Raw genomic sequence first — 25,410 nt, forward strand, 5'->3', positions numbered from 1 at the left:
CACAACAGGGGAATAAGAGAACCAAGAACCAAGCGAGGACTAAGCACAGGCATCTCCCCTCTCCTATCGCAATGGGAGAGGGCGGGTGCCAGGCCGGGTGCCCTCCGGGCATGGCACCCCGGCCCGGGTGAGGGCCTGTATAAGGGAAACTCAGAACTCGAAAATTGGATTTCAATTCTTCACAATCTCGCCAATCCTGGCTGCGTAAGCCCGCGTTTACTGATTCCGCGTTCTCTGGTATAATCGCGCTTGCTCACAGATCCAGCCTTAACCTCGTTGAATAGGTGGTGCAGCGCCTCTCGAAGAACGATACGTACACGCACACAGTGAACCCCCTCCTGATTTAATGGGTGATCAACCGTAGACATGGTTTGATATAATCGCAAGAACTCACGTATAGCTCATAGCGCCTCATCTCTCATAAAGATTGCTCATGCAAAGGGGGTGGTGCTTCCTGACGGCATCCGTATCGGAACGGTTCGATTGTTGGTATGTCGCTTCTCTTTTCTAAGGAGGCTCCGTGAATACTTTGCATGTTCGCGTTCGCTGGTCACTCGTGCTGCTGGCCGCGTTGATCCTGCCGATCCTTGCCGCGTGTGGCGGCGCTCCCCAGTCCGGCGGTACCACAGCCAGCCCCAGCCCCAGCGCGCCAGCCGCGTCCGCAGCGCCTGAGTCGCCGCCCGCTTCTCCGTCTGCGGCTCCCTCTGCCAGTGCAGAACCATCTCCTTCCGAGGCGGCTTCGCCGTCAGCCGCCCCTGCCGCCGGTGGACGCGGCGCGGGTGAGACGCTGCGCCTGCTATGGTGGCAAGCGCCGACGATCCTCAACTTCCACCTGGGCCAGGGCACCAAGGACTCCGACGCATCGCGGCTGATCCTTGAGCCGCTGGCGGCGATCGGTCCCGATGGCACGCCCGTGCCGGTGCTGGCGGAAGAGATCCCGACCGTCGACAACGGCGGCATTGCCCAGGACCTTACCACCGTTACGTGGAAGCTCAAAAAGGGCGTGAAGTGGTCGGACGGCACCGATTTCACCGCCGACGACGTGGCCTTCACCTATTCCTACTGCGCCGACGAGAAGACCGCCTGCACCACCAGCACGGCCTTCCAGGGCGTTAAGTCGGTCGAGGCAGTTGATCCCAGCACCGTCAAGATTACCTGGGAAGCTCCGAATCCGAACCCGTACCAGATGTTCGTCAGCACTACCGGTCAGATCATCCAGAAGAAGCAGTTCGAGAACTGCGTCGGCGAGAAGGCATCGACCGACAGCGCATGCCAGCAGGCCAACAACGCGCCGATCGGCACCGGCCCGTATAAGCTGCGCGAGTTCAAGCCCGGCGATGCCGTGTCGTACGACATCAACGAGAACTATCGCGATGCCGACAAGCCGTTCTTCAAATCGGTCGAGATGAAGGGCGGCGGCGACGCCACCTCGGCTGCGCGCGCGGTCTTCCAGACCGGCGATACCGACTACGCCTGGAACTTGCAGGTGGAAGCGCCCGTGCTCGACCAGTTGCTTTCCGGCGGCAAGGGCGACTTCTTGACGATCCCCGGCTCCAGCGTCGAGCGTATCGCGATCAACCGCACGAACCCCGATCCGGCGCTGGGCGACAAGCGCTCCGAGCCCGATCAGCCGCATCCGTTCCTGTCCGACCTCAAGGTTCGCCAGGCGCTCGGCATGGCGATCGACCGCAAGGCGGTTGCCGCGCTCTACCCGCCAGGCGCAGGCCCGACCTGTGAGATCATCACCACCGCGCCCTACGTCGATCCGAGCCAGCTCTACGGCGGTATTCACAAGTGCGAGCCGGACATCGAGGGCGCGAAGAAGCTGCTCGACGAGGCTGGCTGGACTGTCGGCGCGGATGGCATCCGCGAGAAGGGCGGCGTCAAGATGAGCGTGCTCTACCAGACGACCGTCAACCCGCTGCGCCAGAAGGAGCAGGCGCTGGTCAAGGCCGCCTGGGAGCAGCTTGGCGTTGCGGTCGAGCTGAAGAGCGTCGATGCCGGCGTCTTCTTCTCCACCGACGCGGGCAACCCCGACACGTTCGGCCACTTCTACGCCGACGTGCAGATGTACACCAATAACTACGAGCAGCCCGATCCGACCAACTACCTCTGCGGCTGGACCACCGCGCAGATCGCGCAGCGCAGCAACCAGTGGCAGCTCAACAACAACGAGCGCTACTCCAACCCCGACTACGATAAGCTGTGCGAGCAGCTGCGCACTGAAACCGACGAGGCCAAGCGCAAAGAGATCGTGCTCCAGATGAACGACATCATCGTCGAAGACGTGGTCGTGATTCCGCTCGTGGCGCGTCCGCAGGTTGCTTCGGGCAAGTCGAAGAACCTCCAGGGCGTCGAGCTGACGCCGTGGGACTCGGAAGTTTGGAACATCGCCGACTGGACGATGTCGCAGTAGTGCGACGCTCGCGGTGATGCTCAAGCCTGGAGTCGACATCTGTCGACTCCAGGCTCCACGAAAGGTGCTGTATGGGCTCGTATGTTGCGCGACGCTTACTGATTGCCATTCCCACGCTGCTGGTAATCAGCTTTGTGATTTTTGCTATTCTCGCGCTCGCTCCCGGCGATCCGCTGGCACAGTTTGCCGCCAATCCCAACGTGCCTGCCGAAGTTCGTGCCCGGATTCGTGAATCGTTCGGCCTGAACCAGCCGTGGCCGATCCGCTACGTCAAGTGGATGACATCGGTGGTGACAGAAGGCAACTTCGGCTATTCGTTCGCCAGCCGCGTACCTGTCACCAATCTGATCTGGCAGCGTATTCCCCAGACGCTCTGGGTCGTGGGCGTGGCCTACGTCGTCGCGGTGCTGATTGCAATCCCGGTAGGCATTCTCTCGGCGGTCAAACAGTATTCAATCTTCGACCAGATCACGACGACTCTGGCGTTCATGGGCTTTTCGGTTCCAACCTTTTTTACCGGCCTGTTACTTATTCTGACTTTTAGTGTAAAATTGAACTGGTTTCCGCTGGTGTACGACACGAATTTGCGGGTGACGGATCTCGCATCGTTTTCGAGACAGATCAGGCAAATGGCAATGCCGGTCACGGTGCTGGCGCTCTTCGAGGCGGCGACGATCACGCGCTTTATGCGGGCGTCGATGCTCGACAATCTGCCCCTGGACTACACCCGCACGGCGCGCGCCAAGGGCCTGAGCGAGCAAAAGGTGATCATCCGCCATGTGCTCGCCAATAGCTTAATTCCGGTCGTCACGTTGATCGCGCTTGGTATTCCGACGATCTTTGCGGGCGCGATCGTCACGGAGCAGATCTTCCGGGTCAATGGCCTGGGCGAGCTGCTGGTACGCTCGATCCAAAATTCGGATACACCGGTGGTGATGGCGCTCACCTTTATTTTTGCGGTGCTGGTGGTCTTTTTTAATCTGGTGGCCGATGTGCTCTACGGTATTCTCGATCCACGTATTCGCTACAGCTAGCGCGGCAGGTCCATCAGCGGTCGTTTCATCGACAATACCTTGGTGTCTTGGAGTAATGTCCTATGGCTAAAGCAAATCCGGTCATTGAGCCAGGCGCGGTACCGAATGCTCAGGCGACGTGGTCGCTTGGGGCAAGCACGCTCGGCCCGCCGCGCACACTGTGGGGTGATGCGTGGCGGCGCTTTCGGCGGCACAAGCTGGCGATGGTCGGCGCGGCGATGCTGATCTTTTTTGTACTGGCGACGCTCCTGGGGCCGCTGGTGTACCGTGTCGATCGCGACGCGATGGATGTGCAGGCGATGATGACCGGCTCCACGCTGGTGCATCCGATGGGCACCGACGACTTAGGCCGCGATCTGCTGTCGCGCGCGATCTTCGGCGGTCGCGTCTCGATTGCGGTCGGCCTGACGGCGATGCTGATCTCGATCCTGGTCGGTACGCTCGTGGGCGCGAGTGCGGGCTTCCTCGGCGGGATCGTCGATCAGCTTTTGATGCGCTTCACCGATATGTTTCTGGCGCTGCCGCAGCTTCCGCTCCTGCTGCTGACGATATTTCTGTTCCGCGATCCGCTGCGCAAGAACTTCGGGCCTGAGGTGGGCATTTTTGTGCTGATCGTCACGGTGATCGGGCTGCTGAACTGGATGCCGACCGCGCGGATCGTGCGCGCCTCGTTTCTATCGCTCAAGCAAAAAGAGTTCGTCGAGGCCGCCAACTGCATCGGCGTCTCGCGGATCGCGATCATGTTCCGGCATATTCTGCCCAACGCGATGGGTCCGATCATCGTGTCGGCGACGCTGGGCGTGGGCGCGGCGATCATCACCGAGTCGGTGCTGTCGTTCCTGGGCCTGGGCTTTCCGCCCGACACGCCCACCTGGGGCCGCCTGCTCTTCGACGGGCAAAATTACCTGGAGATCGCGCCGCACATGGTGCTGTGGCCGGGCCTGCTGATCTTTTTGACCGTGCTCAGCATCAACTACATGGGCGACGGCCTGCGCGACGCGCTCGATCCGCGCTCGCGGCTGTAAACAAAAACATGTTTCCTGATGTCGGTGAAAGAAAATCGGAACAATGGGATATGATAACGAACTGTAGGGGCGTACTGCAATACGCCCCTACACCATTTAAGATATTCAATTCGGTGCTATGAAATCAAAATGATGGTTGCAATCATCTGCTAGAAGAACTCGCGCTGGCTCACGCGACGCTTCCACATTTCCTTCAGCTCGATCACTTTATCGCTCCCGCCGAGAAACTCCAAGAGCGCTCGATTGAACTGGGCCGACTGATCCAGAAACGGAAAATGGCCGCTTTTCTCAAGCGTCAGCACTTGGCGGAACGTCTCCTGGCCGTCGGCGATCTGCTGCGCGTGCTCGGCGGTCAGAATGCGGTCCCGTCCGCCGTAGATCGCGAGCAGCGGCTGGGCCATCCGCTCGATGTTCGGTCGCAGATCGATCGTCGTGATCTCGTCGATGATCGTCTGGAGCGTGGCCGGGCTGGTGGCCTCGATGTCCTCGACGATCTCGGCGAAAGCGTCGTCGCCGTTTGATGCTTGCCGCACGATCTTGACCCACAGATCGGTGGTGTTGACGGTGCGGTTGAGCAGCCGTCCCAGGCCGCTGGGCTTGAGCGTTTGTTGCAGCACCGCGCCCATAATCGGCGTTCCGGCGACCATGACTTTGCCAAAGCGCTCAGGATAGGCGCTCGCGGCTCGGATCGCGACGATCCCGCCCAGGCCATGCCCCACCAGATGCGGCGGCAGCATGCCGAGCGCGTCCAGAAAGCCGATCACCTGCTCGACATAATCGTCGATCCTGGTCGGCTCGCGGCGGGCGGCTGAGTCGCCAAAGCCCCAGAAATCGAGCGCGATAGCCCGGTAGCGATCCCCAACCATTTCCATCGTTGGCATCCAGGTGCGCCACGAGCCGAGCCAACTGTGGAGAAACAAGATCGGCTGTCCGCGTCCGATCACTTCGTAGTGCGCTACTTGCTGCTGAATAACGATCGCGCTCATGCGTGGTTGATAACTTTCAACGATGAAAAAGCCGCGACTTCGACGCGGCCCGGAATAATGCGCTGCGGCGGTCTACGCCAGCACCAGCCGGTTAACTTCCTCGACCAGATGCTGCGGCGCGTAGGGCTTAAGAATGTACAGATTCGCTCCGGCGTCGTGGCCTTCCTGCACCTCGTACTGCTGGCCTTTGGCCGACAGCAGAATCACCGGCGTTGTGGCGAGCCGCGCGTGTCGGCGGACGTGTCGGCAGACCTCGTAGCCGGTCATGCGCGGCATCTGTACGTCGAGGACCAGCAGATCGGGCTGGTGCTGCTCGGAAAGCTCCAACGCTTCCTGGCCGTTGCGCGCCTCGATCACATCGAAGCCGCCGAGCTGGCGGAGCGTAAACGCAGTCATGAACAGCACATCCGGCTCGTCATCCGCCACCAAAATTTTAGCTGGCATGCACGACCTCGCTCATTGGCGTAGTATCCTCGTCTCGTGGCGGGCGGCGATGCTCGATCGGCAGGGAAAAGCTAAAGGTACTGCCGACATCGATCTGACTTGTGACCCACATATCGCCGCCATGCAATTCAACAAACGACTTTGCGATCGATAAACCGAGCCCCGTGCCGCCAACTTCATCTTTGAGGGAGTTGTTCGCCCGGAAGAAGCGCGAGAACATCTTGGGTAGCTCTTCGGATGGAATACCCACGCCCGTATCTGCGACATCGACCTGGATCACATCGCCGATCTGGAAGGCGCGCACGGTGATCTGGCCGCCCTCGCGGGTGTATTTGTGCGCGTTCGAGATCAGGTTGGTCAAGACCTGGCTGATGCGCTTGTTATCCGCCTCAATCGCGGGCAACGTCGGCTGGATCTCGATCGTCACCTGCATGCCCTTCCGCTCCGTCTCGGTGCGCAGCGATGCGGTGATGTCGTTGATCAGGTCGGCGATCTTGACCATCTTGATGTTGAGCGTCACCTTGCCGTTTTCGAGCCGCGAGATTTCCAGCAGGTCTTCGACCAGCGCGTTGAGCCGGTCGGCGTTGGACTTGACGACCTGCAAAAAGTTCTTCTGCAAGTCGTTGATCTGACCAGCCGTGCCGAGCATCAGCAGATCGACATAGCCTTTGACCGAGGTCAGCGGCGTGCGCAGCTCGTGCGAGACGGTTGAGATAAACTCGCGCTTCGCTTTGTCGGCCTCGATCTCGCGGGTGATGTCGCGCAGCACCGCAGCCACGCCGATACGCTGGCCGTCGGGCGTCGTGACAGGCGTGAAGGTCGCATCGATCGTCTGGCCGCGCATCTCGATCTGCGTATGCAGCGGGCCGTGGATGCGCTGCGCGCCGCTCACGCCCTCCGCCAGCGCATCGTAGAGCAGCAGCGCGCGCTGGCGCTTTTCGCTATCGCCGCCGTACTTCGCGATGCGGTCAAGGCTGTGCCCGATAATAATCTCATCGGGGATTTGCAGCACTTCGGTCGCGGCGCGATTGTAGAGCACCACCGTGTTCTGCTCATCCAGCACCAGCACGCCCTCGGCGATCGATTCGAGAATCGCGCGATTCTTGCCAGTCTCTTCGCGCTGGATCTGAAGCAGCTCGGCCAGCCGCGTCGCCTGCTCGTTGATGAAGTTGTAGAGCTCGGCGTTATGCACGGCAATCGCCACCTCGCTGGCGATCGTCGAGAGCAGGCGGAAATGCTCCTCGCCGAAGTAGCCCGGCTGATTGCTGTTGAGCATCAGCACGCCCAGCGGAACATCGGCGGCCAGCAGCGGCACCGCCAGGAACGAGCGAATTTCGGAGGTGTGGTCGCCGATGTCGACCCAGCGCGAGTCGTGGCGCACATCGGCGATGCACACGCCCTGCTGGTGTTCGAGCGTCCACTGCACCAGATTGCCGGGCGGCAGGTTGAACGGCTCGGCGGTCGAGATCAGCCCCTCTTTCTCGGTCAGCACCGCGCGGTACAGCAGCAGATCATTCATCGAGTCGCGGATCAGCACCGAGCCACGGCGGACGCCGACCGCATTCGCGGCCAGCTCCAGCGTTTTGAGCACGATCTCGTCGATGTCCAGCGAGGCCGTCAGCGTCGTGGTGATCGTGTGGACCGCTTCGAGGCGCTCTTTCTCCTCCGTCAGCGCCGCCGTACGCTCCGCGACCATCTGCTCGAGCTCGACGTTGAAGCGGCGGATCTGCTCGAAGAGCCGCGCGTGGGCGATGGCCTGCGCGGCCTGCGTCGCGAACATCATCGCCACATCGGCCATCGCGCGGGTGTAGAAATTCGGCTGGCGGCTATCCAGCGTGATCATGCCAAGCAGTTGGCTGCCGTAGAGCAGCGGAATGCCCATCCACGACCGGATATGCTGCGTGTGCGGCAGCCGCGTGAAGGCCGGATACTCGATATGCGTGTCGTTGACAATATAGGGCTGCTGCGTCTCGACCACCAGGTAGTTCGGGAATTCTTGACGGTGAGCCGAGAATCGCTGATCGGGGCTGATAATATCAAGCGAATCGTCGGTGCTGCGCTGCGAGAGCATCTCAAGCTGCGCGCCCTCCTCGATCAGCAGTTGCACCGAGGTGCTGTCGTAGTGGACGACGCGCAGAAGTTGGCCCAGGATGATCTCCAGCACCTCCTTGAGGTCGAGCGTCGAGGAGAGCGACAGCGCCACCTCGCGCAGCGTATCGGCAAGCTGGCGCTTCTCCTGCTCCGATTTGAAGAGATGCGCGTTCTCGATCGCCGAGGCAGCCTGGCCCGTGAGAATCGTCAGCAGCGACTGTTCGCGATCGGACCACGTCCGTGCCTGGCGCGCGGCGATGACCAGCGTACCGACCGGCTGGCTCTTGATCATCACGGGCACGACGATATAGCTGCGCAGCCCATCATCGACATCCAGGCAGCGCGTGCCGGACTCTTCCCAGCAATCGTTGACGACCAGCGGCCTGGGATTCTGCATCACCTGTTGCAGGATGCTGTTGTGCTCGAAGGGCCGCTGCTCCAGGTCGCCGCCCGCCTGCGTCAGACCGGCAAACCCGCTGATCGCGCCTTGTTTGTCGAAGAGCACCACCGCGCTCAGATCGGCGCGCTCGATCTCCAGCGCGGCGTTTGCCAGCGTCGCCAGAATTTCGTCAAGATCGAGCATCGTCGTCAGGCTGACGCTCAGATCGTACAGCAGCGTCAGCTCGTGCACGCTCTGCTGCGTAGCTTTCCACAGCCGCGCATTTTCGATCGCGGTGGCGACCTGATTGGCGATCGTCTCGCACGTCGCAATATCGCGGTCGCTGAACGAATGCTCACGGGCTTGCGCATCCAGCCCGACCGAGCCGATCACCTCGTCCTTGACGATCAGCGGCACCACCAGAATATCGCGGATATTCTCGGAGCGTAAGACCTCGTGGATCGGCGCGAAGCGCGGGTCTTCCACGGCATTATGCACCAGCATCGAGGTATGTCGCTCGTCGATCCAGGCAACTGCCGGATTATTGATCAGCGGCACGGTCAGCCGTCCGACCGCGCCGGTATCATAGAGCTCAGCCTGGCAGATGCCAATACCGCGTGGCCGATCGAACAGCAGCAGCCGGGCCTGATCGGCATTGGTGACGTGCGCCATCTCGTTGACGGTGCGCTGAAGCAGCTCGTTGACATCGAGCATTCCGCTGGCCCAGCTAGAGACGCGGTTGATCTGCTCCAGGCGCTCAGTCTCGGCGGCCAGCAGCTTAAGCTGCTCGCGGGTCTGCTTGAAGAGCGATGCATTCTGGATGTTGAGGGCGATCTGGTTGGCAACGTTCGTCAGGAAATCGATGTCGCGCAGATCGTATGCGCCGACGGTATAGCCCTGCATCGAGAGCACGCCGAAGGGCTGTCCCGACGTGTTGAGCAGCGGCACGCCGACCCAGGAGATGACCTGATCTTGAGATCCGACCAGATTGGGCTTGATGCCGTAGAGCGTCTGCTCCTCCGGCGCGTTGCGCAGCAAGATTGGCTTGCCGCTGCGCATGATCACATCGGTGTAGCTCTCAGGCTGGATCGGCTGGGGCGAGTCGAGCAGCAGCAGTTGGCCGCGATCGACCGCGATGATCCGGTTGACGGTGTACGCCTCCGGGTCTGTGACCAGCAGCATCAGGGCATCGGTGTGGCGGTAGCGGCTGAGCTCGATGTACATGCCCATGAAGATCTCATCGAGGTCGAGCGTCGAGCTTGTCACGGTGCCAATATTGTTGAGCGCCTGCATCTGCGCGATCTGGTGCTCGCGCTCGTGCAGCAGCCGCGCTTTTTCGATACCCGACGCCACCTGGAGCGCGATCGTTTGGAGCAGATTCAGCTCGTACTGGCCGAAGGCATGATTGCGCTCGAAATCTTGCACCGAGATCACGCCGACCGTCTCCTCGCCGATCAGCATCGGCACGGCCACGAAGCTCCGCGACATCTCGCCGATCACGTTAATACCGCGCATCGCCAGTTGCGCGGTGATGTCGTCGTTGAGCAGAAGCGGCTCGCGCGTGCGCAGGATGTACTCGGTGATGCCGTTCTCGCCCCGGCGCGGCTCAAGCTTGCTGCGGCCACCGCGCTCCACATAGAGCGGAAACTCGATCAGATCGCTCTCGCGATTGTAGACGGCCAGGAAGATCGTGTTGATATTGAACGCTTCCTGAATCTGAGAAAAGAGCACTTCGGCCAGCTCGTCGAGGCTGATCGGCGCTGCCAGCGCTTGCGCCAGTTGGTTGAGCACGTTGACCTCGTGCAACCGACGCTCGCGCTCCGCAAACAGGCGGGCGTTCTGAAGGCTGATCGCCACCTGATGCGCGACGGCCTGCAAAAACTGAAGCTCGTCGGGGCCGAACTGATTGGGCACGTACGAATGCACGGAGAGCGCGCCGATCACCTCTTGGTCGGATGCGACCAGGGGCGTGCCCATCCACGAAGCGGATGCGCGCGCGGTGTTGCCGAACGGCGTCGGGCGGTATTCATCGGGCAGCCACTCGGCATCGGGGTAGAGATTGCCGAACAGCAGCGATTGCTGCTGGCGCATCATATACGCATGCAGCCCCGCCTGCTGGTCCATCTTGATGTTGCGCTCTTCCCACTCGCCCTCGTCCACGCTGATCTCCAGCGCAGAGGTTGTGCTATCGGTGTGATACACCACACTATAGTACGAGTCCATCTTCAGCACGGCTCGCAGCTCGGTATAGACCTCGCGCAAGATCTGGTGAATATCGAGCGAGGCGCTGATCACCTGATGGATACGATTGAGCGCGTCCTGCTCGGCCAGACGACGCTGCGAGTTGTTGTACAGCCGCGCGTTTTCGATCGCGATCATCGCCTGGTTGGCGAAGATCTCCAGCGCCTCGGCCCGGCGACGGGTCGGACGGCGGCGATCGAACGGATCGTCGACCGAAATAAAGCCGATCATCGTGCCGGTTGGGCTGCGCAGCGGCGTGATGAACATATCATCACGCTGCCACTCGTTGATGGTGCGCGGATCGACGATCGGCTTGGTGGTAAACTGCTCCAGCGCATCGCCGAACGTGTCGGCAACGTCCTGGTCGGCGATGAAGTAGGATCGGCTGATCTGCCAGCGCTCGTCGCAGAGCCCGTCGATGACCGCTTCGGGGATCGGCCTTAGGCGCAGCCGCTCGGCTTCGTCCGGCAGAATCCCGGCGAACGCAACGCGCTCGAAGTAGCTCGGATCGGCATCGCTGCGCATATTGATGATCACCGAGCGGAAGCCGACCGCGTTGATGATGCCGTAGGCGATGTCGGTCAGAATATCGGTGAGCGGACGATCGGCGCGCAGCAGGTTGCCGACCTCCAGCACCTCGCTCAGAACATTCGCGCGCTGCTGGAGCAGCTCACGCTGGCGCTGCTGCTCGGCGACGTGCTGCGCGTTGCCGATCGCCACGGCGGTCTGATCGGCGATGAGCTGCATGAAGGGTAGCTGAGCGCTGCTAAACGTGCCGGGGATCGTCGAGCGCAGGATGATCAAGCCAACCACGCGATCACCATAGCGGATCGGCACATCCAGCGTCGAGGCAAAGGCCGCATGGCCGTTCGGCGCGGCGTTCGGGCTGGCGACTGGAACAATCACCGCCTGTCCGAGGCGGAGCGCCTCGCTGGAGGACGGATCATCGCTACCGGTCGTCGCGCTCGCCAGGTACTCCGCCTCATCCGCGCTAAAGCCACTGGTGACGACATAGTGGAACTGATCATCCGTCTGCCGCAGGGCGATGCTGCCGTGGGTGGCGTTCGTCACCGTGACCGCCTCGCGCAGCACCGCTTCGAGCACGCGATTCAGGTCGAGCGTGGCGTTAAGCTCGTGCGCGATGTGTTGCAGCGCGGCAAGCTCCGCGGGACGTTCGTGGAGCACCGGGGTTTCTGGCGTGTGCGACGGCTGCTGCGCCTGTGTCGTCAGCGCCAGCCCGATCTGCGCCACCAGCGCATCGAAGGCCGCTGCGGGGAGGCTCGCGCTCCAGACCGCAATCGCCATGCGCAGATCGGGCAGCGGCTCGATCAGGACGCTGTGGTGTGGCTGCTGGCCGTTGGCGCGGCGCGCTCTACGGCCTGCGCCTGGCGCGGGCGACGACGTAGCAAGGCTTGCCAGCCAGGCGTGCGCCTCTGGCGAGGCGGTGCCGTGCAACAACCACCCGTCGTGCTGCTGGAGCGCGATGCTGAGATCGAGCATGGGCAGCTCGATCGCCAGCAGCTCCGCCAGGGCCGAGACGAGCGGTACGGGTTCACGGGGGGCATCAGGCAGCCAGCGGGCAAGCGCCGCGATGGCAGTGAAACAAGCCTGGGCTGACGAAGTCTTGGTACGCATATGTTAGGCGACGACCGCCGCGCTCTTGCCAGTCGCAGTTACCGTGGAACGTGCATTCTGGCGCACAGCTTCAGCAGATTCGGTTAGTTCGCGGATGTCGTAGAACGGCCCCCTGGTGTCGTCGAGCAGCCCGATTGCCAGCGACATAAACGGCACGGTCTGTTCGTTGCCGTCGCCGTCGGCCAGCTTCATCGCGCCGTTCTTGCGGTCGCGGTAGTTGTAGTGCAGGCTGATCTCGGCGTCGAAGCGCTCGGCCAGCCGCCGGGCTACCGCGCGGCTGCTGTCGGGATCGGAGATCAGCACAAACTCCGGCCCTGTCACCATCTGGCCGGTAAAATCTTCCGCCTGTCCCATCTCGCCCACGACATCGTTCAGCAGCAGCGCCATAAACTTGAGCACCTCCTCGCCGCTGACGGTGCCGTAGCCCTGGGTAAACGAGTCGAAGTGCTCGATGCGCATCAGCGAGAGCGTCCAGCCCTTGCGCGTCAGCAGGCCGCGAAGCTGATCGTTGACCGCATCGGCGGTCGGCAGGTTCGTCACTGGATGCGTCTGGTTCTTCTGCCGCGCCCGCTTGAGCGTGTTGCGCACCTCAAGATGCAGCAGCTCGATGTCGAAGGGCTTGGCGATATAGGCCTCGGCCTCGACCTCGCCCAGACCGACCATGATGTCTTGCTTTTCGGTGCGCGCCGTCAGGAAGATAATCGGGATATGCCGGGTGCGCGCGTTCGCGCGGATCGCCTTGCCGATGTCATAGCCGAGCATGTCGGGCAGGTTCACGTCGAGCAGCACCAGATTCGGCAACTGTTTGCGAACCAGCTCCAGCGCGTCGCTGCCCCGTCCCGCGGCAAAGACCTCGTAGCCTTGCGATGAGAAGTAGATTTTGAGCAATGTTTGAATGTCGGGTGCGTCTTCGACGATGAGCAGCGTATCCTTAGACACCGTAGTCTCTCCTACACGTAGGGACTGTGACACTGTTTAGGACTGAAACGATCCATCCAGTGAGTCGTGCATTTGCACACGCGGATCACGGTCGGGGTAGAAAACCGGCGGTCGCGTGTAAATGCCGCTCGGAACATTCTTCGGGATCACCGCGTGGTCGTCGGCGTAGGCCAGCACGGTGTCGGACTCGATCATGCGGGCCGGGTAGATCACAAAGCCCGATCCGATCTTGACGTTATGCCCGACCGCCGAGCCGATCACCGGGAGGCCGATCTCGTGGAGCTGGCCTTTCCACATCGTTTTGATCGGCTTGCCCATCAGGTCGAAGTCGGTAAAAATATTCCCGGCACCGATAAACGTATTGCGCCCGACCACGCACATTTGCAGGCAGCTAAGCTGCGCGACCATCGAGTTATCCATGAGCGTGGTCATGAACAGCCCGGCGTTGAACGGCAGGTAGCAGCGATCCGACACGACGCTCAGCATCACCTGCGAGCCCTGCATCACCGTGGCATTGTTGCCGATCAGGCTGGACACGACGACCGCGCCCGCGCCGATATGCACGTTGTTGCCGATGATCGTCGGCCCCTGGATGATCGCCGTCGGGTCGATCGAGCAGTTCTTGCCGACTTTGACCAGCGCCGAGCATTGTAGAAAGTGTTTGCGCTCCCAGAGCGCGCGGGCGCTGACTTTGAGCTTGGCCCGCCAGCTCTGCTCGACCTCCTGCTCGGTCTTGCGCGCCCAGGCAAAGACGCCGAACGGCGAGTTCGCCAGGAACACATGCACCCAGTGCTCGATCACCAGAAAGGCCCGCAGCGGGATCTGGAAGGTCAGATCGCCGTGGTTGGGAGCCATGTACGAGGGGATATGGTAGTAGCCCATCTCGCGCGGCTCGGTGGCGATCACCAGCGGCTTTGGCGTCTCGTGTGGCCCGTGCGGGTAGTAGAACAGATCGGCGATATAAGCATCGCCCTCCTGCCGGATCGACTCTTGCAGGGCAAGCGCATGCGTGGTAATCGCTTTGTCGTCCAGGGCAAACGCAAGCTGGCAAGCCCTGCCGCTCTTGCGCGCCTCGGCGATGAAGCTATCGATCAGCAGCTCGTTGAAGAACTGGTTGTCACTATGGACCAGCAGCTCCTCGTTGCTGTCGGGCAGCGGCTCGCCGACCTCGATCTCGATCGTGCTTTGGCAATAGCGAGCCAGCAAGTCGCGCTGTAAGAGCCACAGCGGCTTATTGAGGATGCGCAGCTCTCGCGCCGGTTCGCTAAAGGGCGCGATTGGGGTAGATGTACGCACAACGACGCGCTTCATAGGCATGTACTCCATCCGCCAGAGTATTGGAATCAGTCTTGACGCCCTACGACAGGCTGACGGATGTTTCTAGTGTAGGTAGATTGCACGAGCTTCGACAACGCCTCAAGATTACGACGAGATGAACGCCCTTTAAGCCAAAGGTACTACGAGCGTATAGTACTCTGCGCGCTGCCGATCGCGTAGCTCATAGCTAGTCGATCGGCTCTTTATCGATCGCCCAGACGCACTCGTTGCTGCCCATAGCACGGCACTCGATCTGCTGGACCTTGAAGTTACGGCCACCCGTGACCCAGTTCAGCGCCTCTTCGAGGATGCCCTGCGCGATGTAGCAGCATGGCCGGTCGGTGCTTCGGCCCCAGCAGACCGGGCATTTTTCGATGATATACATGAACTGGCCTTTGCGCTCTTCGACGCGCGTGGGCTGATCGGAGAAGCGGGCAAAGGTCTGCGCCGTCAGGTTCAGCGTGATCTTCATTTTGATGGTCATCGGCATCAGCTTAAGCGCCAGATCGCCGACGCCAAGCAGCGGGCCGAACTCTTTCAGACCGAGATTAAAGGCATAACGCCCCGCTCGAAGCTCCATCCCGCGCGCGCCACGCACGCCGTACATGGTTTCCATCGCCTCCATGATCGCCGCGAGGTCACGGAAGGGAAACTCGCGCTTGTAATCGTTGGCGGGGTAGCTGTTGACGAGATGTTTGGTGCCTGCCAGATTCAGCAGCGCGTTCACGCCGTTTCGCCCCATAACATCTTCAAGACTCAGCAGGGCCAGGCGCGCAATTTTATTCGGGTAAAAACGTGGCTCGAGTTCTGTTTCCTGCACACTCGGATTCGCCGATGCCATAAAAAAGCTCCTTCGGTGCGTGGGATTAACCGCAGGCAGGTATGGTGCAAGTTAGTAATTCATTCTACACAGCGGTATAAAGCTACGTCAACAACGGGCGCAGTGCAGCAGTAGGATGCATCCGTAGTACTTATGGGATAAGCTGAGAAGGCATGTTTGTCGAACGATCCCCACAGCGGCCTAGAGCACCGCCCGCAAGTACTGCCCGGTGTATGATTCCTGATGCCCGCTGACGGTTTCGGGCGTTCCCGCGACGATGACCTCCCCGCCTGCCGCGCCGCCCTCAGGGCCAATGTCGACGATCCAGTCGGCGCTTTTGATCACGTCGAGGTTATGCTCGATGATCAGCACGGTATTTCCGGCGTCGACCAGCCGCTGGAGCACTCGAAGCAACTGCTCCACGTCGGCGAAGTGCAGCCCGGTGGTCGGCTCGTCAAGGATGTACATGGTGCGTCCCGTCGAGCGCTTCGCCAGCTCGCCCGCCAGCTTGATCCGCTGCGCCTCGCCGCCCGACAGCGTGTTGGCGGGCTGTCCCAGCCGCAGGTAGCTCAGCCCAACGTCGAGCAGCGTTTGCAGCCTGCCGTGGATCGCCGGAATACGCTCGAAGAATCGCGCGGCCTCCTCGACGGTCATGCTCAGCACGTCGGCGATGGTCTGGCCGCGATAGCGAATGTCGAGCGTCTCGCGGTTGTAGCGCGTGCCGTCGCAGACCTCGCAGGTGACGAAGAGATCGGGCAGGAATTGCATTTCAATCTGGACCAGACCCTCGCCCCGGCACGCCTCGCAGCGCCCGCCTTTGACGTTGAACGAGAAGCGTCCGGCGCTGTAGCCGCGCGCCCGCGCCTCAGGCGTCTGGGCAAAGAGCTGGCGGATCGGATCGAAGACTTTGGTGTAGGTCGCCGGATTGGAGCGCGGCGAGCGTCCGATCGGCGATTGGTCGATGCCGATCACCTTGTCGAGATGCTCCAGGCCCAGGATGCGCTCGTGGCTGCCCGGCTGCGCGCGGCTGTTGTAAAAGTACTGGTGCAGGCTGCGCGAGAGAATATCCTCGACCAGCGTGGACTTGCCGGAGCCGGAGACGCCCGTGACGCAGATCAGCGTGCCCAGCGGAAAGGCCACGCTGATGTTTTTCAGGTTGTGCTCGCGCGCTCCTTCGACCACCAGCATATGGCCGTTGCCGGGTCGGCGCTGGCCTGGGATCGGAATCGACCGCCGCCCGCTGAGGAACGCGCCCGTGAGCGACTGGGGCTGCTCCATGATCTGCTGCGGCGTGCCCGTGGCGATGATCTCGCCGCCGTGCTCGCCCGCGCCCGGCCCGATGTCGATCAGATAATCGGCGGTGCGCATCGTGTCGGGGTCGTGCTCCACTACGAGCACCGAGTTGCCCAGGTCGCGCAGCCCGACAATCGTGCGCAGCAGACGACCGTGATCGCGCGGATGCAGGCCGATGCTTGGCTCGTCCAGCACGTAGAGCACGCCCGACAGCCCCGATCCGATCTGGGTTGCCAGCCGGATACGCTGCGCCTCGCCGCCGGATAGCGTCGCGGCAGCCCGATCGAGCGTGAGATACTCCAGGCCAACATCGAGCAAAAATTGTAGACGGGCGCGCACCTCGCGCACGATCGGCTCGGCGATGGTCTGCTGGCGCGGCGTGAGCGCAGTGTTCATCTGGGCGCTGCGCGGCGCGAGATCCGCAAACCAGCCCAGCGCGTCGGCGATTGGCAGCGCGCCAACCTGGGCGATGTTGGCGTCGCGGATCGTGACGGCCAGCGGCTCAGGTCGCAGGCGATCGCCGTTGCAGGTGCCGCAGACGCGCGGACTCATATACTGCGTAAACTGCTCGCTGGTAGCCTCGTCGGTAGCCTCGCTCAGGCGACGCTGAAGGTAGGGCACGACGCCCTCGAAGGGCGTCTCGACGGTATGCACCCGACCGCGCACATGGTAGCGCAGCGGCAGCGTGGTACTGCCGGAGCCGTACAGGATCAGCGAAACGATGTCGGGCGGCAGATCGCCGACGGGCGTGTCCATGCTGAAGCCGTAGTGCTGCGCCAGCGATCCCAGCAGCTCCTCGAAGTAGCGCCGCGCGTTGCGTCCGGTGCGCCACCAGGGGGCTATCGCTCCCTGGGCCAGCGATTGGCTGCGGTCGCGGATCACCAGATCGGGATCGATCTCCAGCACCGTTCCCAGGCCGCCGCAGGTGGGACAGGCCGCGCGCGGGTTGTTGAAGGAGAAATCGCGCGGCTCGAACGGGCCGTAGGGCAGCGCGCCATGCTCAGGGCAGGCGTAGTGCTCGGAGAAGCGCAGCTCCGGGCCGTCGACGATCTGGACGATCAGCACGCCGCCGCCCTGCTTGAGCGCCGTCTCGACCGAATCGGCCACGCGCAGCCGGTCGGGATGGTCCGGCAGCGGCACGGGCGGCTCCGGCTGGCGCATAATCAGCCGGTCGACGACGACCTCGATCGTGTGCTGCCTGTGCTTTTCGAGGTTGAGATCCTCATCCAGATCGTAGACCGTGCCGTCCACGCGCGCGCGCACAAAGCCAGCCTTGCGCGCATCGTCGATCACTTTTTGATGCTCGCCTTTTTTATCCTCGACCAGCGGCGCGAGCAGCAGCAGCCGCGCGCCGTCGGGCAGCGCCAGGATCGTGTCGGTGATCTGCTGCGGCGTCTGGCGCTGGATCGTCCGACCGCAGATCGGGCAGTGGGGCGTGCCCACGCGCGCGAAGAGCAGCCGCAGATAGTCGTAGATCTCGGTGACGGTGCCGACGGTCGAGCGCGGGTTGCGCGTGGTCGATTTTTGGTCGATCGCAATCGCCGGAGACAGCCCCTCGATATGATCGACATCGGGCTTGTTGAGCTGGCCCAGGAATTGGCGCGCGTACGCCGACAGCGACTCGACGTAGCGGCGCTGGCCCTCGGCAAAGATCGTGTCGAAGGCGAGCGTCGATTTGCCGGAGCCCGACAGGCCGGTGATCACCACCAGCCGGTTGCGCGGGATCTCAAGATCGATATTTTTGAGGTTATGCTCGCGCGCGCCGCGTATAATGATCGCATCATTCATCGGCGCGCGCTCCACGTTGTTGGCTCGACCATCTCGATTTCAGCTTATAATCACTCACGGCATGCTCGGCGCGATGCAGCGCGCGAGCACGCATTATAGCAGACCTGCTACGATCGACGCTGTTCCAAGGAGCTTGATATGCAAACGATATTGCTCGACGGCGAGCATTTGACGATTGAGGCTGTGGTTCAGGCTGCCCGCGATACGACCGCGCGCGTCGGGATCACCGAGGCGGCTTGCGGGCGCATGGAGCGCTCGCGCGCGGCGGTGGATCGCTTTGTCGCGGAGGGCGCGGTGATCTACGGTATTACGACGGGCTTCGGCAAGTTTCAAGATCGGGTGATACCCAGCGACGAGGTCGAGCAGCTTCAGCGCAACATCGTGATGAGCCACGCGGTGGGCACCGGGCCGCTGCTGGACCCGGATGTCGTTCGCGCGATGATTCTGGTGCGCGCCAATACGCTGGCGAAAGGCGTCTCCGGCATTCGTCCGCTGGTCGTCGAGCGCCTGCTGGATCTGCTGCACCATGATCTGATCCCGCTCGTGCCCGCTCAGGGCTCGCTCGGCTCGTCGGGCGATCTCGCGCCGCTGGCGCATATCGCGCTGGTGCTGATCGGCATGGGCGAGGCGCAGCTCAAGGGCACGCAGATGCCGGGCGCGGAGGCACTCGCGGCGGTCGGGTGGGAGCCGCTGACCTTGCAGGCGAAGGAGGGGCTGGCGCTCACGAATGGGACCGCGCTGATGGCGGGCCTGGGCGCGCTGGTGATTCACGACTCCGAGGTCGTGTGCCGCACCGCCGATGTTGCCGCCGCGCTGTCGTTCGAGGCGATGGCGGGCGTGCCGATGGCGCTCGATCCACGGATTCACGCGGCGCGTCCGCATCCCCGGCAGATGGAGTGCGCGGCGTTTCTGCGGCGGGTGCTCGACGGCAGCGCGCTGCTGTGGGGCGGTCAGGGCGGTCAGCAGCGCGCCGAGCAGAATGTCGCCAACCTGCCGCCGCATCTGCAACCGGCGGGCTGGAAGGTGCAGGATGCCTACTCGCTGCGCTGCACGCCACAGGTGCATGGTGCCGTCCGCGATAGCGTGGCCTATGCGCGCTGGGCGATCGAGATCGAGCTTAATAGTGCTACCGATAATCCACTTATTTTCGTCGATGAGGCGGGGCAGGTCGAGGCGCTCTCCGGCGGCAATTTTCACGGCGAGCCGCTGGCGCTGGCACTGGACTATCTGGCGCTGGGTCTGACCGAGCTGGGCAATATCTCCGAGCGGCGTCTGGCGCGGCTGCTCGATCCGGCGCGGCATGGCGGGCTGCTGCCGCCGTTTTTGATCGAGCACGGCGGCCTGAACTCAGGGCTGATGCTGGTGCAGTACACGGCAGCCGCGCTGGCCTCCGAAAACAAAGTGCTGGCGCATCCTGCCAGCGCCGACACGATCCCCACTTCGGCGGGCCAGGAAGATCATAACAGCATGGGCGCGACCGCCGCGCGGCAGGCGCACGCGGTGCTGTGCAACCTCCAGACGATCGTGGCGTGCGAGGCGCTGGCGGCGTGCCAGGCGATCGATCTGCGCTGGAAGCTCTACCCTGAGCATACCCGCGAGATGCTCAACCTTGGCCGTGGCACCGCCGCCGCCTACGCGCTGATCCGGCAGCACGTGCCCTTTCTGGAGGCCGACGCGGTGCTGTATCCTTATATCGAGGCGGTGCGGCGGCTGGTGGCGAGCGGCGCGCTATGTAACGTCGTCGAGACGGCGCTGGCAGGGGAATAAGAAGAACAAAGAAGAAAGAACAGGCGGAGGAACAAGAGAACACAGGAACAACGGCTTAACTTCTTTGTTCGCTTGTTCCCTTGTTTCCTTGTTCCCTGTTCCGCCTAGCGCTCCAGGTCTTCGGCCAGCTCTTCCAGCAGCTCTTTGACCTGCCGCTCGGTCATCTCGGTCGCGCCGAGGTCGGCTGTGTTGGCGGCAATGCCCTCCTGCTCCAGAAACGCGATAATATGCTCGCGATGCGCGGCCTGCATCTGCTGCGGGATCACTTCGCCTAGGCGAACTTTGACGACCATACGCTCCACTCCGTGTGCTGCTTGTGCTCGATCGGCTGTTGCTGCAATCCTACACGAGCGCGGGCAATCTTGCCAGGGTCGGACGGTCGAATCTGAAAGGCCGATTGCACCTACTTCTGGATCACCCGCGTGATTTTATGGCAGCGCCGGGTAGATCTTGGCCGAGATCGCCTCGATCGTGTCAATGCCGTAGCGCATGGATGGATTGGGCCGGGTATACACGGCGATGGCGTAGCGCTTGCGCTGGCCTTTGATATAGCCGACCGAGTTGATCGCCCAGCCTTCGTCTTCGGGATACCAGCCGTTTTTGACCGCCACCGACAGCCCATCGGGCACGCCCGCGCTCACGCCCCAGCGCTGCCCCGGCGTCACGCCGCGCATCAATTCCAGCGCGTAATGGCACAGCTTCGCGTTCAAGATCGTGCAGTTGGCGAGCTTGGTCATCAGCCGGGCCATGTCCTGCGCGGTCGTGGTGCTGGCACCCCAGCCGTCGGGGTTGATGTTGGTGTTTTGAATCCCGATCGAGCGCAGATAGCGCTCAAGCGGCCCTGCGCCGCCAACGTGGATGAACAGATTGGTCGCCGCGTCGTTGCTGCTCTGCTGGATCATCGAGCGCAGCAGGCGATCCTCCCAGCCCGCGACTCCGCGTTTTTCGCGGATGGCTTTGTTGAGCACGCCGACCATGATCGGCACTTTGGCCGTGCTGTACATTGGAAACGCGCGCGTCCCGCCGATGCTGTACAGATCGCCGCTTTTCAGATCCAGCACGGCGGCTCCAACCAGGCCGCTGCGCTCCAGCGCGATCTGCGCCGCCGCTGGCGATAGCTCTTCCAGCTTGCGAATCGTCGGGTTGGCGTCGAGCGCGCTGCTGGGATCGAAGGTCGCGCCATCCTCGGCGGTGCCGTAGCGCCACTGCGCGTACTGTCGCCCGACGTTGCCCCACTCGACGCGCCAGCCTTCGGGGTTGGCGGGCGTGTAGGTCAGCACGCGGCGCTCGAATGCCTGCACCAGCACATCCTGCGGCACCCGGTTGACCATGACCGTGGCCCAGTATGGCTCGGTGAGCGGTCGGCCCGCGATGTACAGCAGTTGGTCCGAGGGCAGCGCGGTGGTGAAGACATCGGGGATATTATGCCCAAGCACATCATCGTAGGCGCGCAGATGAACATCGTAGCCGAGCAGGCGCTCGTCCTGGCGCACCACGCCGCCCTTGCCGACAACCTCCGTCACGATCGCATCGTAGTCGACCCGCGACGGCGCGCGCTGGTCGTTGTTCAACGAGGCCAGCGGCCTGAGATCGATATAGGTGATCGTCTGCTCCGCAGGCACGTCGAGGTCGCCCGCGACGGGCACGGCGGCTGGCTCGCGGGCTTCGTACGCCGCATCGCCCACCTGCATCTGGCCGCTGATCAGCTCGCGCGCAAGCAGCCCTGATGTCACAAACCATGTCTCATCCGGGTCCGCGTCTGGCCGGGTCACTTCCATACGCGCCTTGTCGAGATACCAGACGTTGCGGGTCTGCGACGGCGCTTCGGCGTACGATTCTGCTCCACTCCGAAAGATTTGCGGCCCCCAGGTCCACGTTTGGCTCACGTCGCCATTGGCGATCGGAGCGTCGTCGGCAGCCCAGCGCATGGCAATATCGGGTGATGGCGCGACTCCATGCAGCGGTGTGGCGGTGCTGGCTGCGGGAACGATCAGGGCCAATCCAAGAAGACACGCGCTGAGGGGGTGAAACGGACGCACAGGACACTCCTTCTTTAAGCTAGTCTGCAACGACGCTGCGCCGCGCTGTCCGCCAGGATACCATAGCTCCGTGTCCTCTTCGATCGCGAGAAGCTGACAGGATGATTGCAGTGTGCGAAGTTTCAAGTTTCAAGTTTCAAGTTTCCTGCTTCGAGACGCATCTGGCAGTGTACCATTCTTCGGCCAGACGCCTGCGCCCGCCGCCGTATCTTCGAGGTAGCCGAAAGCATACGCGCCCATCAGGCGATGAGCGCGCATGGTGACGTGTGATGTAGAGCGGTGGATGTTAGCGGCAGAAGAGGTAGGGCGCGGGATCGACGTTAACGCCCTGCCGCCAGGTTTCGTAGTGCAGATGCGGCCCTGTGGCCCAGCCGGTCTGACCAACCGTGCCGATGATCGTGCCCGCCTCGACGTAATCGCCGTTGCCGACCAGGACGCTGCTCAGGTGGGCGTAGGCGGTGCGCCAGCCCGCATCGCTGCTGATTGCCACGTAGTTGCCAGCCGGCCACGAGTTCAAGACAACCTGCACCCGTCCCGAATGGCTGGCGACGATTGGCGTGCCCGCCGTCGGGCCGCCCTGCACGATCAGATCGACACCGCCCCACTGCGCCGCCGGGGCATGTGTGCCGACGCCCCAGCCCTGGACCACGATCACCGAGCCGCGCTCAGGCTCCAGCGGGCAGCGATGCGGCTCCCCGGCCTTTGCCGACGACTCCAGGCGCGTGACCTGGAGCGTGTAGGTGCGCTCGGCGACCGGCTCGGCAGGGCGCTGGTTGCCGTGGTTGCCCACGAGGATAAATCCGGTCTTTGGACCACGACCAGGCACGCAGAGATCGATCTGGCTGCGCAGCTCGCCCGGCGCTGCGTTATCGTTTCCGCCCAGCGGTGGCCTGCGGTTGCGCTCAGGGCCATACACGATCACGTTCGTATCGATGCCCGGCGAAAGATGATCCGTCGCGACACGATAGCAGGTGCCGCCAGTAAGCTGCACCTGAAAGAAATCGTTGTCGGTGCAGCCGCTATCGTCGGGGCAGACGAAGTTCAGGCCCGCTACCGGTTCGTTGACCGCAATCGTCGGGGCATGATCGAAGTCATAGTTGTTTTCGTAGGCATCCTTGCCCCACGAAACTGTTACCGACGGCGCTGGCGTGGGCGCGGGCGGCGCTGCGGTAGGCTCGGCAGGCTTAGGGAACGCGGTCGGCCAGACGAGATCCGCTGGCAGGCCCGGCAAGCCAGGCACATTGATCTCGCCCGCGACATCTTCGGCGCTTGCAGGCGGTGGCTGCTGCGGCTCGGACGGCAGCGCTGTCGCGGTTGGGGTGGCTGTCGGCGGCGCTGCGGGCGGCACGATCGCCTCGGCGGGTGGCGGCGATGGCTGCTCCGGTGCTGCTGGGACGCTCTCTGCCTGAGGCGTGTCCGTCGCCCGCAGCATCTCTGCGGCGACGCCCAGCGATTCTGACAGAGGATTTGGCACAGCGCTCGACTGGACCTCGGCGACATAGGCCGATGCGGCGCTCAGCGAGGCAGATAGTGGCGCGCTCACCGGATCAAGCTCGTCGGCATGAGCGCTCTGCAAGCCCCAGGTGATCGTCAGCGCGGCGGCTACCGCTACCAGCGTTCGCGCCCGCCCGGACGAGAGCGTCGGCTCCACGATCTGGCGTGCTACCAGACCACCCTCCAGCGTTGTGTCGGCGAGGCCAAAGAACGACGCGACACGGTGCCGCTCATCGGGCGAAAGCGGGCGTCCCTGATACTCGAAGGCGGCGAGTCGGCGCGTCCCGACTCCGGTAACGAGCGATAGCTCAGAGAAGGTAAGGGCGTACGTTCGACGAAGTGCGTGCAATGTTGTCATGCTAGGACTTCCCTTCGACGTGGAAAAAGGAATAATTGCAACGATCCGTGTGTACCATGATTCTGTGGGGGCGGTCGCCTGGGCGCGGCTATCAAGGCCGTGGATAGCAGCTTGGCTACCTGCTCCGGTATTCCTGCTCCTGAAACTAAGCGCGAGATGCTGCTCTGCGCTGTTGTCGGGAAAGAAGCTTAAGCGGTCGCCAGCATCCTACCGTGAAGTATGCCGGAGGGTGATGCCGGAACTTAACAGCTCGATGACAAAACAAAGGCCGCGCAGCATATGCTGCGCGACCGCTGCTCGTTGATCGGCTATCCTCAGCCGGTGATGCGAGAAGCAAGCATCGGCTGCTCCGGTCAGGGCACAAGCAGCATCCGCCCGGTACTGGCTCCGCGCTCCATCAGCGCGTGAGCCTCGGCGGCCCGCTCTAGAGCATACTCCTGGTGCGGCGGCGCGACGATCCGCCCTTCGGCCAGCCATGCGCAGATCTGGCGCATGTCGGAGCGGAGATCCGCGCCTGTGAGATTTTCCGAGCTATACCCGGTCAGGCGCAATTCCTGAAGCAGATCCCAGGCCGTGAAGCAGAGATTCTCGCCCGATGCGGCGCCGACCAGACACAGCCGACCGCCGCGCCGCAGCGCGGCTACGCTCTCACGGAACGTCTCGCCGCCGATCGTATCCAGCAGCGCATCGACGCTGCGCGCTCCCAGCCGCTCCGTCAGGCTGTGCTCGCGCAGGTGAACGATCTCGTCAGCGCCGATGCCGCGCAGATACTCGTCCTTGGCACCAGATGAGGTTGTCGCGACGACACGCGCGCCCAGCGCATGGGCGATCGAAACCGCGGCCGATCCGACGCCGCCGCTCGCGCCGTGGATCACGATCGTCTCGCCCGCGCGCAGGTCAAGCCGTCTGATGCCGTTGTAGGCGGTGACGGCAGCCAGTCCGAGCGCCGCGACGGCCAGCGGATCGAGATCGTCGGGAATGATCGCGACCGTATCGGCCTCGACTGTCACAAGCTCCTGGTAGCCACCCGGACGAACGCCGTGAATGCCGCCCAGCCGCTGCATCATCGTGATCGCCCGCTCGCCGACCCGCACCTGCTCCACGCCGCTGCCGATCTCGACCACATCGCCCAGCGCCTCAAGTCCAGGCGTGTACGGAAACGGGCGCTGCGCCATGATCGGCCAGTTGCCGCTGCGGATCTCGATGTCGGCGCGATTGACCGGCGCGGCGATGACCCTCAGCCGGATCTCGTCGGGTTGCAGCGCCGGGAGCGCGATCTCGGCCAGCTCAAGGACCTCAGGCCCGCCGTAGCGCTGCATCTGGATTGCTCTCGGCATCATCCCT

General features: G+C 62.9%; 15 protein-coding genes. 4 read left to right on the forward strand and 11 right to left on the reverse strand.

All coding sequences use genetic code 11. The annotated features are described in order from the left end of the window. Positions 1-520: 520 nt before the first annotated feature. From VFZ66_04645 to VFZ66_04655, 3 genes are all read left to right on the forward strand, one after another. Entirely contained in the window at positions 521-2,416 is a 1,896-nt protein-coding gene (locus VFZ66_04645) for a peptide ABC transporter substrate-binding protein (protein HEX6288454.1), read from the forward strand. 71 nt (positions 2,417-2,487) lie between these two features. Then, positions 2,488-3,450, forward strand: coding sequence for an ABC transporter permease (locus VFZ66_04650; protein HEX6288455.1), 963 nt, complete (start codon positions 2,488-2,490; stop codon positions 3,448-3,450). Positions 3,451-3,512: 62 nt separating this feature from the next. Beyond that, positions 3,513-4,475, forward strand: a complete 963-nt coding sequence (locus VFZ66_04655; protein HEX6288456.1) for an ABC transporter permease — start codon at positions 3,513-3,515, stop codon at positions 4,473-4,475. Positions 4,476-4,624: 149 nt separating this feature from the next. Here VFZ66_04655 and VFZ66_04660 read toward each other — a convergent pair whose 3' ends face one another. From VFZ66_04660 to uvrA, 7 genes are all read right to left on the reverse strand, one after another. Continuing rightward, complete coding sequence (locus VFZ66_04660; protein HEX6288457.1) at positions 4,625-5,461, reverse strand: alpha/beta hydrolase; 837 nt, start codon at positions 5,459-5,461, stop codon at positions 4,625-4,627. Positions 5,462-5,533: 72 nt separating this feature from the next. Then, a complete protein-coding gene (locus VFZ66_04665; GenBank protein HEX6288458.1) occupies positions 5,534-5,905 on the reverse strand; it encodes a response regulator in 372 nt (123 codons plus the stop codon). Then, entirely contained in the window at positions 5,895-12,251 is a 6,357-nt protein-coding gene (locus tag VFZ66_04670; protein ID HEX6288459.1) for a GAF domain-containing protein, read from the reverse strand. Before VFZ66_04670 ends, VFZ66_04665 begins: the two co-directional genes overlap by 11 nt. A gap of 3 nt (positions 12,252-12,254) precedes the next feature. Then, on the reverse strand, positions 12,255-13,190 hold the full coding sequence (locus VFZ66_04675; protein ID HEX6288460.1) for a response regulator: 936 nt from the start codon (positions 13,188-13,190) through the stop codon (positions 12,255-12,257). Positions 13,191-13,226: 36 nt separating this feature from the next. After that, positions 13,227-14,501: a multidrug transporter gene (locus VFZ66_04680; protein ID HEX6288461.1), complete on the reverse strand. Its 1,275-nt coding sequence runs from the start codon at positions 14,499-14,501 to the stop codon at positions 13,227-13,229. Positions 14,502-14,694: 193 nt separating this feature from the next. After that, positions 14,695-15,348, reverse strand: coding sequence for a 4-vinyl reductase (locus tag VFZ66_04685; protein HEX6288462.1), 654 nt, complete (start codon positions 15,346-15,348; stop codon positions 14,695-14,697). A 180-nt stretch (positions 15,349-15,528) separates the two neighbouring features. Next, the gene (gene uvrA / locus VFZ66_04690; GenBank protein HEX6288463.1) at positions 15,529-18,408 is read right to left on the reverse strand and encodes an excinuclease ABC subunit UvrA; all 2,880 of its coding nucleotides are present in this window, start codon (positions 18,406-18,408) and stop codon (positions 15,529-15,531) included. A 138-nt stretch (positions 18,409-18,546) separates the two neighbouring features. On the opposite strand from uvrA, the gene hutH reads away from it, so the two are divergent. Beyond that, positions 18,547-20,175 (forward strand): histidine ammonia-lyase, encoded by a 1,629-nt coding sequence (hutH, locus tag VFZ66_04695; protein HEX6288464.1) that lies wholly within the window; start codon positions 18,547-18,549, stop codon positions 20,173-20,175. Between the two features lie 104 nt (positions 20,176-20,279). On the opposite strand, the gene VFZ66_04700 is transcribed toward hutH, so the two are convergent. From VFZ66_04700 to VFZ66_04715, 4 genes are all read right to left on the reverse strand, one after another. Beyond that, on the reverse strand, positions 20,280-20,468 hold the full coding sequence (locus VFZ66_04700) for a hypothetical protein (GenBank protein ID HEX6288465.1): 189 nt from the start codon (positions 20,466-20,468) through the stop codon (positions 20,280-20,282). A gap of 135 nt (positions 20,469-20,603) precedes the next feature. Beyond that, the gene (locus tag VFZ66_04705) at positions 20,604-22,214 is read right to left on the reverse strand and encodes a serine hydrolase (protein ID HEX6288466.1); all 1,611 of its coding nucleotides are present in this window, start codon (positions 22,212-22,214) and stop codon (positions 20,604-20,606) included. 286 nt (positions 22,215-22,500) lie between these two features. Next, a complete protein-coding gene (locus VFZ66_04710; GenBank protein HEX6288467.1) occupies positions 22,501-24,066 on the reverse strand; it encodes a M23 family metallopeptidase in 1,566 nt (521 codons plus the stop codon). Positions 24,067-24,419: 353 nt separating this feature from the next. After that, complete coding sequence (locus tag VFZ66_04715) at positions 24,420-25,403, reverse strand: zinc-binding alcohol dehydrogenase family protein (GenBank protein ID HEX6288468.1); 984 nt, start codon at positions 25,401-25,403, stop codon at positions 24,420-24,422. Between the last annotated feature and the right edge of the window lie 7 nt (positions 25,404-25,410).

This window comes from Herpetosiphonaceae bacterium, from assembly GCA_036374795.1.
In the GTDB taxonomy this organism is placed as follows: Bacteria; Chloroflexota; Chloroflexia; order Chloroflexales; family Kallotenuaceae; genus LB3-1.

Coding starts and splice junctions, on each gene's coding strand:
- VFZ66_04710 (HEX6288467.1), bottom strand. CDS start 24,066: ATGACAACATTGCACGCACTTCGTCGAACGTACGCCCTTACCTTCTCT.
- VFZ66_04685 (HEX6288462.1), bottom strand. CDS start 15,348: ATGGCATCGGCGAATCCGAGTGTGCAGGAAACAGAACTCGAGCCACGT.
- uvrA (HEX6288463.1), bottom strand. CDS start 18,408: ATGAATGATGCGATCATTATACGCGGCGCGCGCGAGCATAACCTCAAA.
- VFZ66_04655 (HEX6288456.1), top strand. CDS start 3,513: ATGGCTAAAGCAAATCCGGTCATTGAGCCAGGCGCGGTACCGAATGCT.
- VFZ66_04665 (HEX6288458.1), bottom strand. CDS start 5,905: ATGCCAGCTAAAATTTTGGTGGCGGATGACGAGCCGGATGTGCTGTTC.
- VFZ66_04650 (HEX6288455.1), top strand. CDS start 2,488: ATGGGCTCGTATGTTGCGCGACGCTTACTGATTGCCATTCCCACGCTG.
- VFZ66_04670 (HEX6288459.1), bottom strand. CDS start 12,251: ATGCGTACCAAGACTTCGTCAGCCCAGGCTTGTTTCACTGCCATCGCG.
- VFZ66_04680 (HEX6288461.1), bottom strand. CDS start 14,501: ATGAAGCGCGTCGTTGTGCGTACATCTACCCCAATCGCGCCCTTTAGC.
- VFZ66_04700 (HEX6288465.1), bottom strand. CDS start 20,468: ATGGTCGTCAAAGTTCGCCTAGGCGAAGTGATCCCGCAGCAGATGCAG.
- hutH (HEX6288464.1), top strand. CDS start 18,547: ATGCAAACGATATTGCTCGACGGCGAGCATTTGACGATTGAGGCTGTG.
- VFZ66_04715 (HEX6288468.1), bottom strand. CDS start 25,403: ATGCCGAGAGCAATCCAGATGCAGCGCTACGGCGGGCCTGAGGTCCTT.
- VFZ66_04660 (HEX6288457.1), bottom strand. CDS start 5,461: ATGAGCGCGATCGTTATTCAGCAGCAAGTAGCGCACTACGAAGTGATC.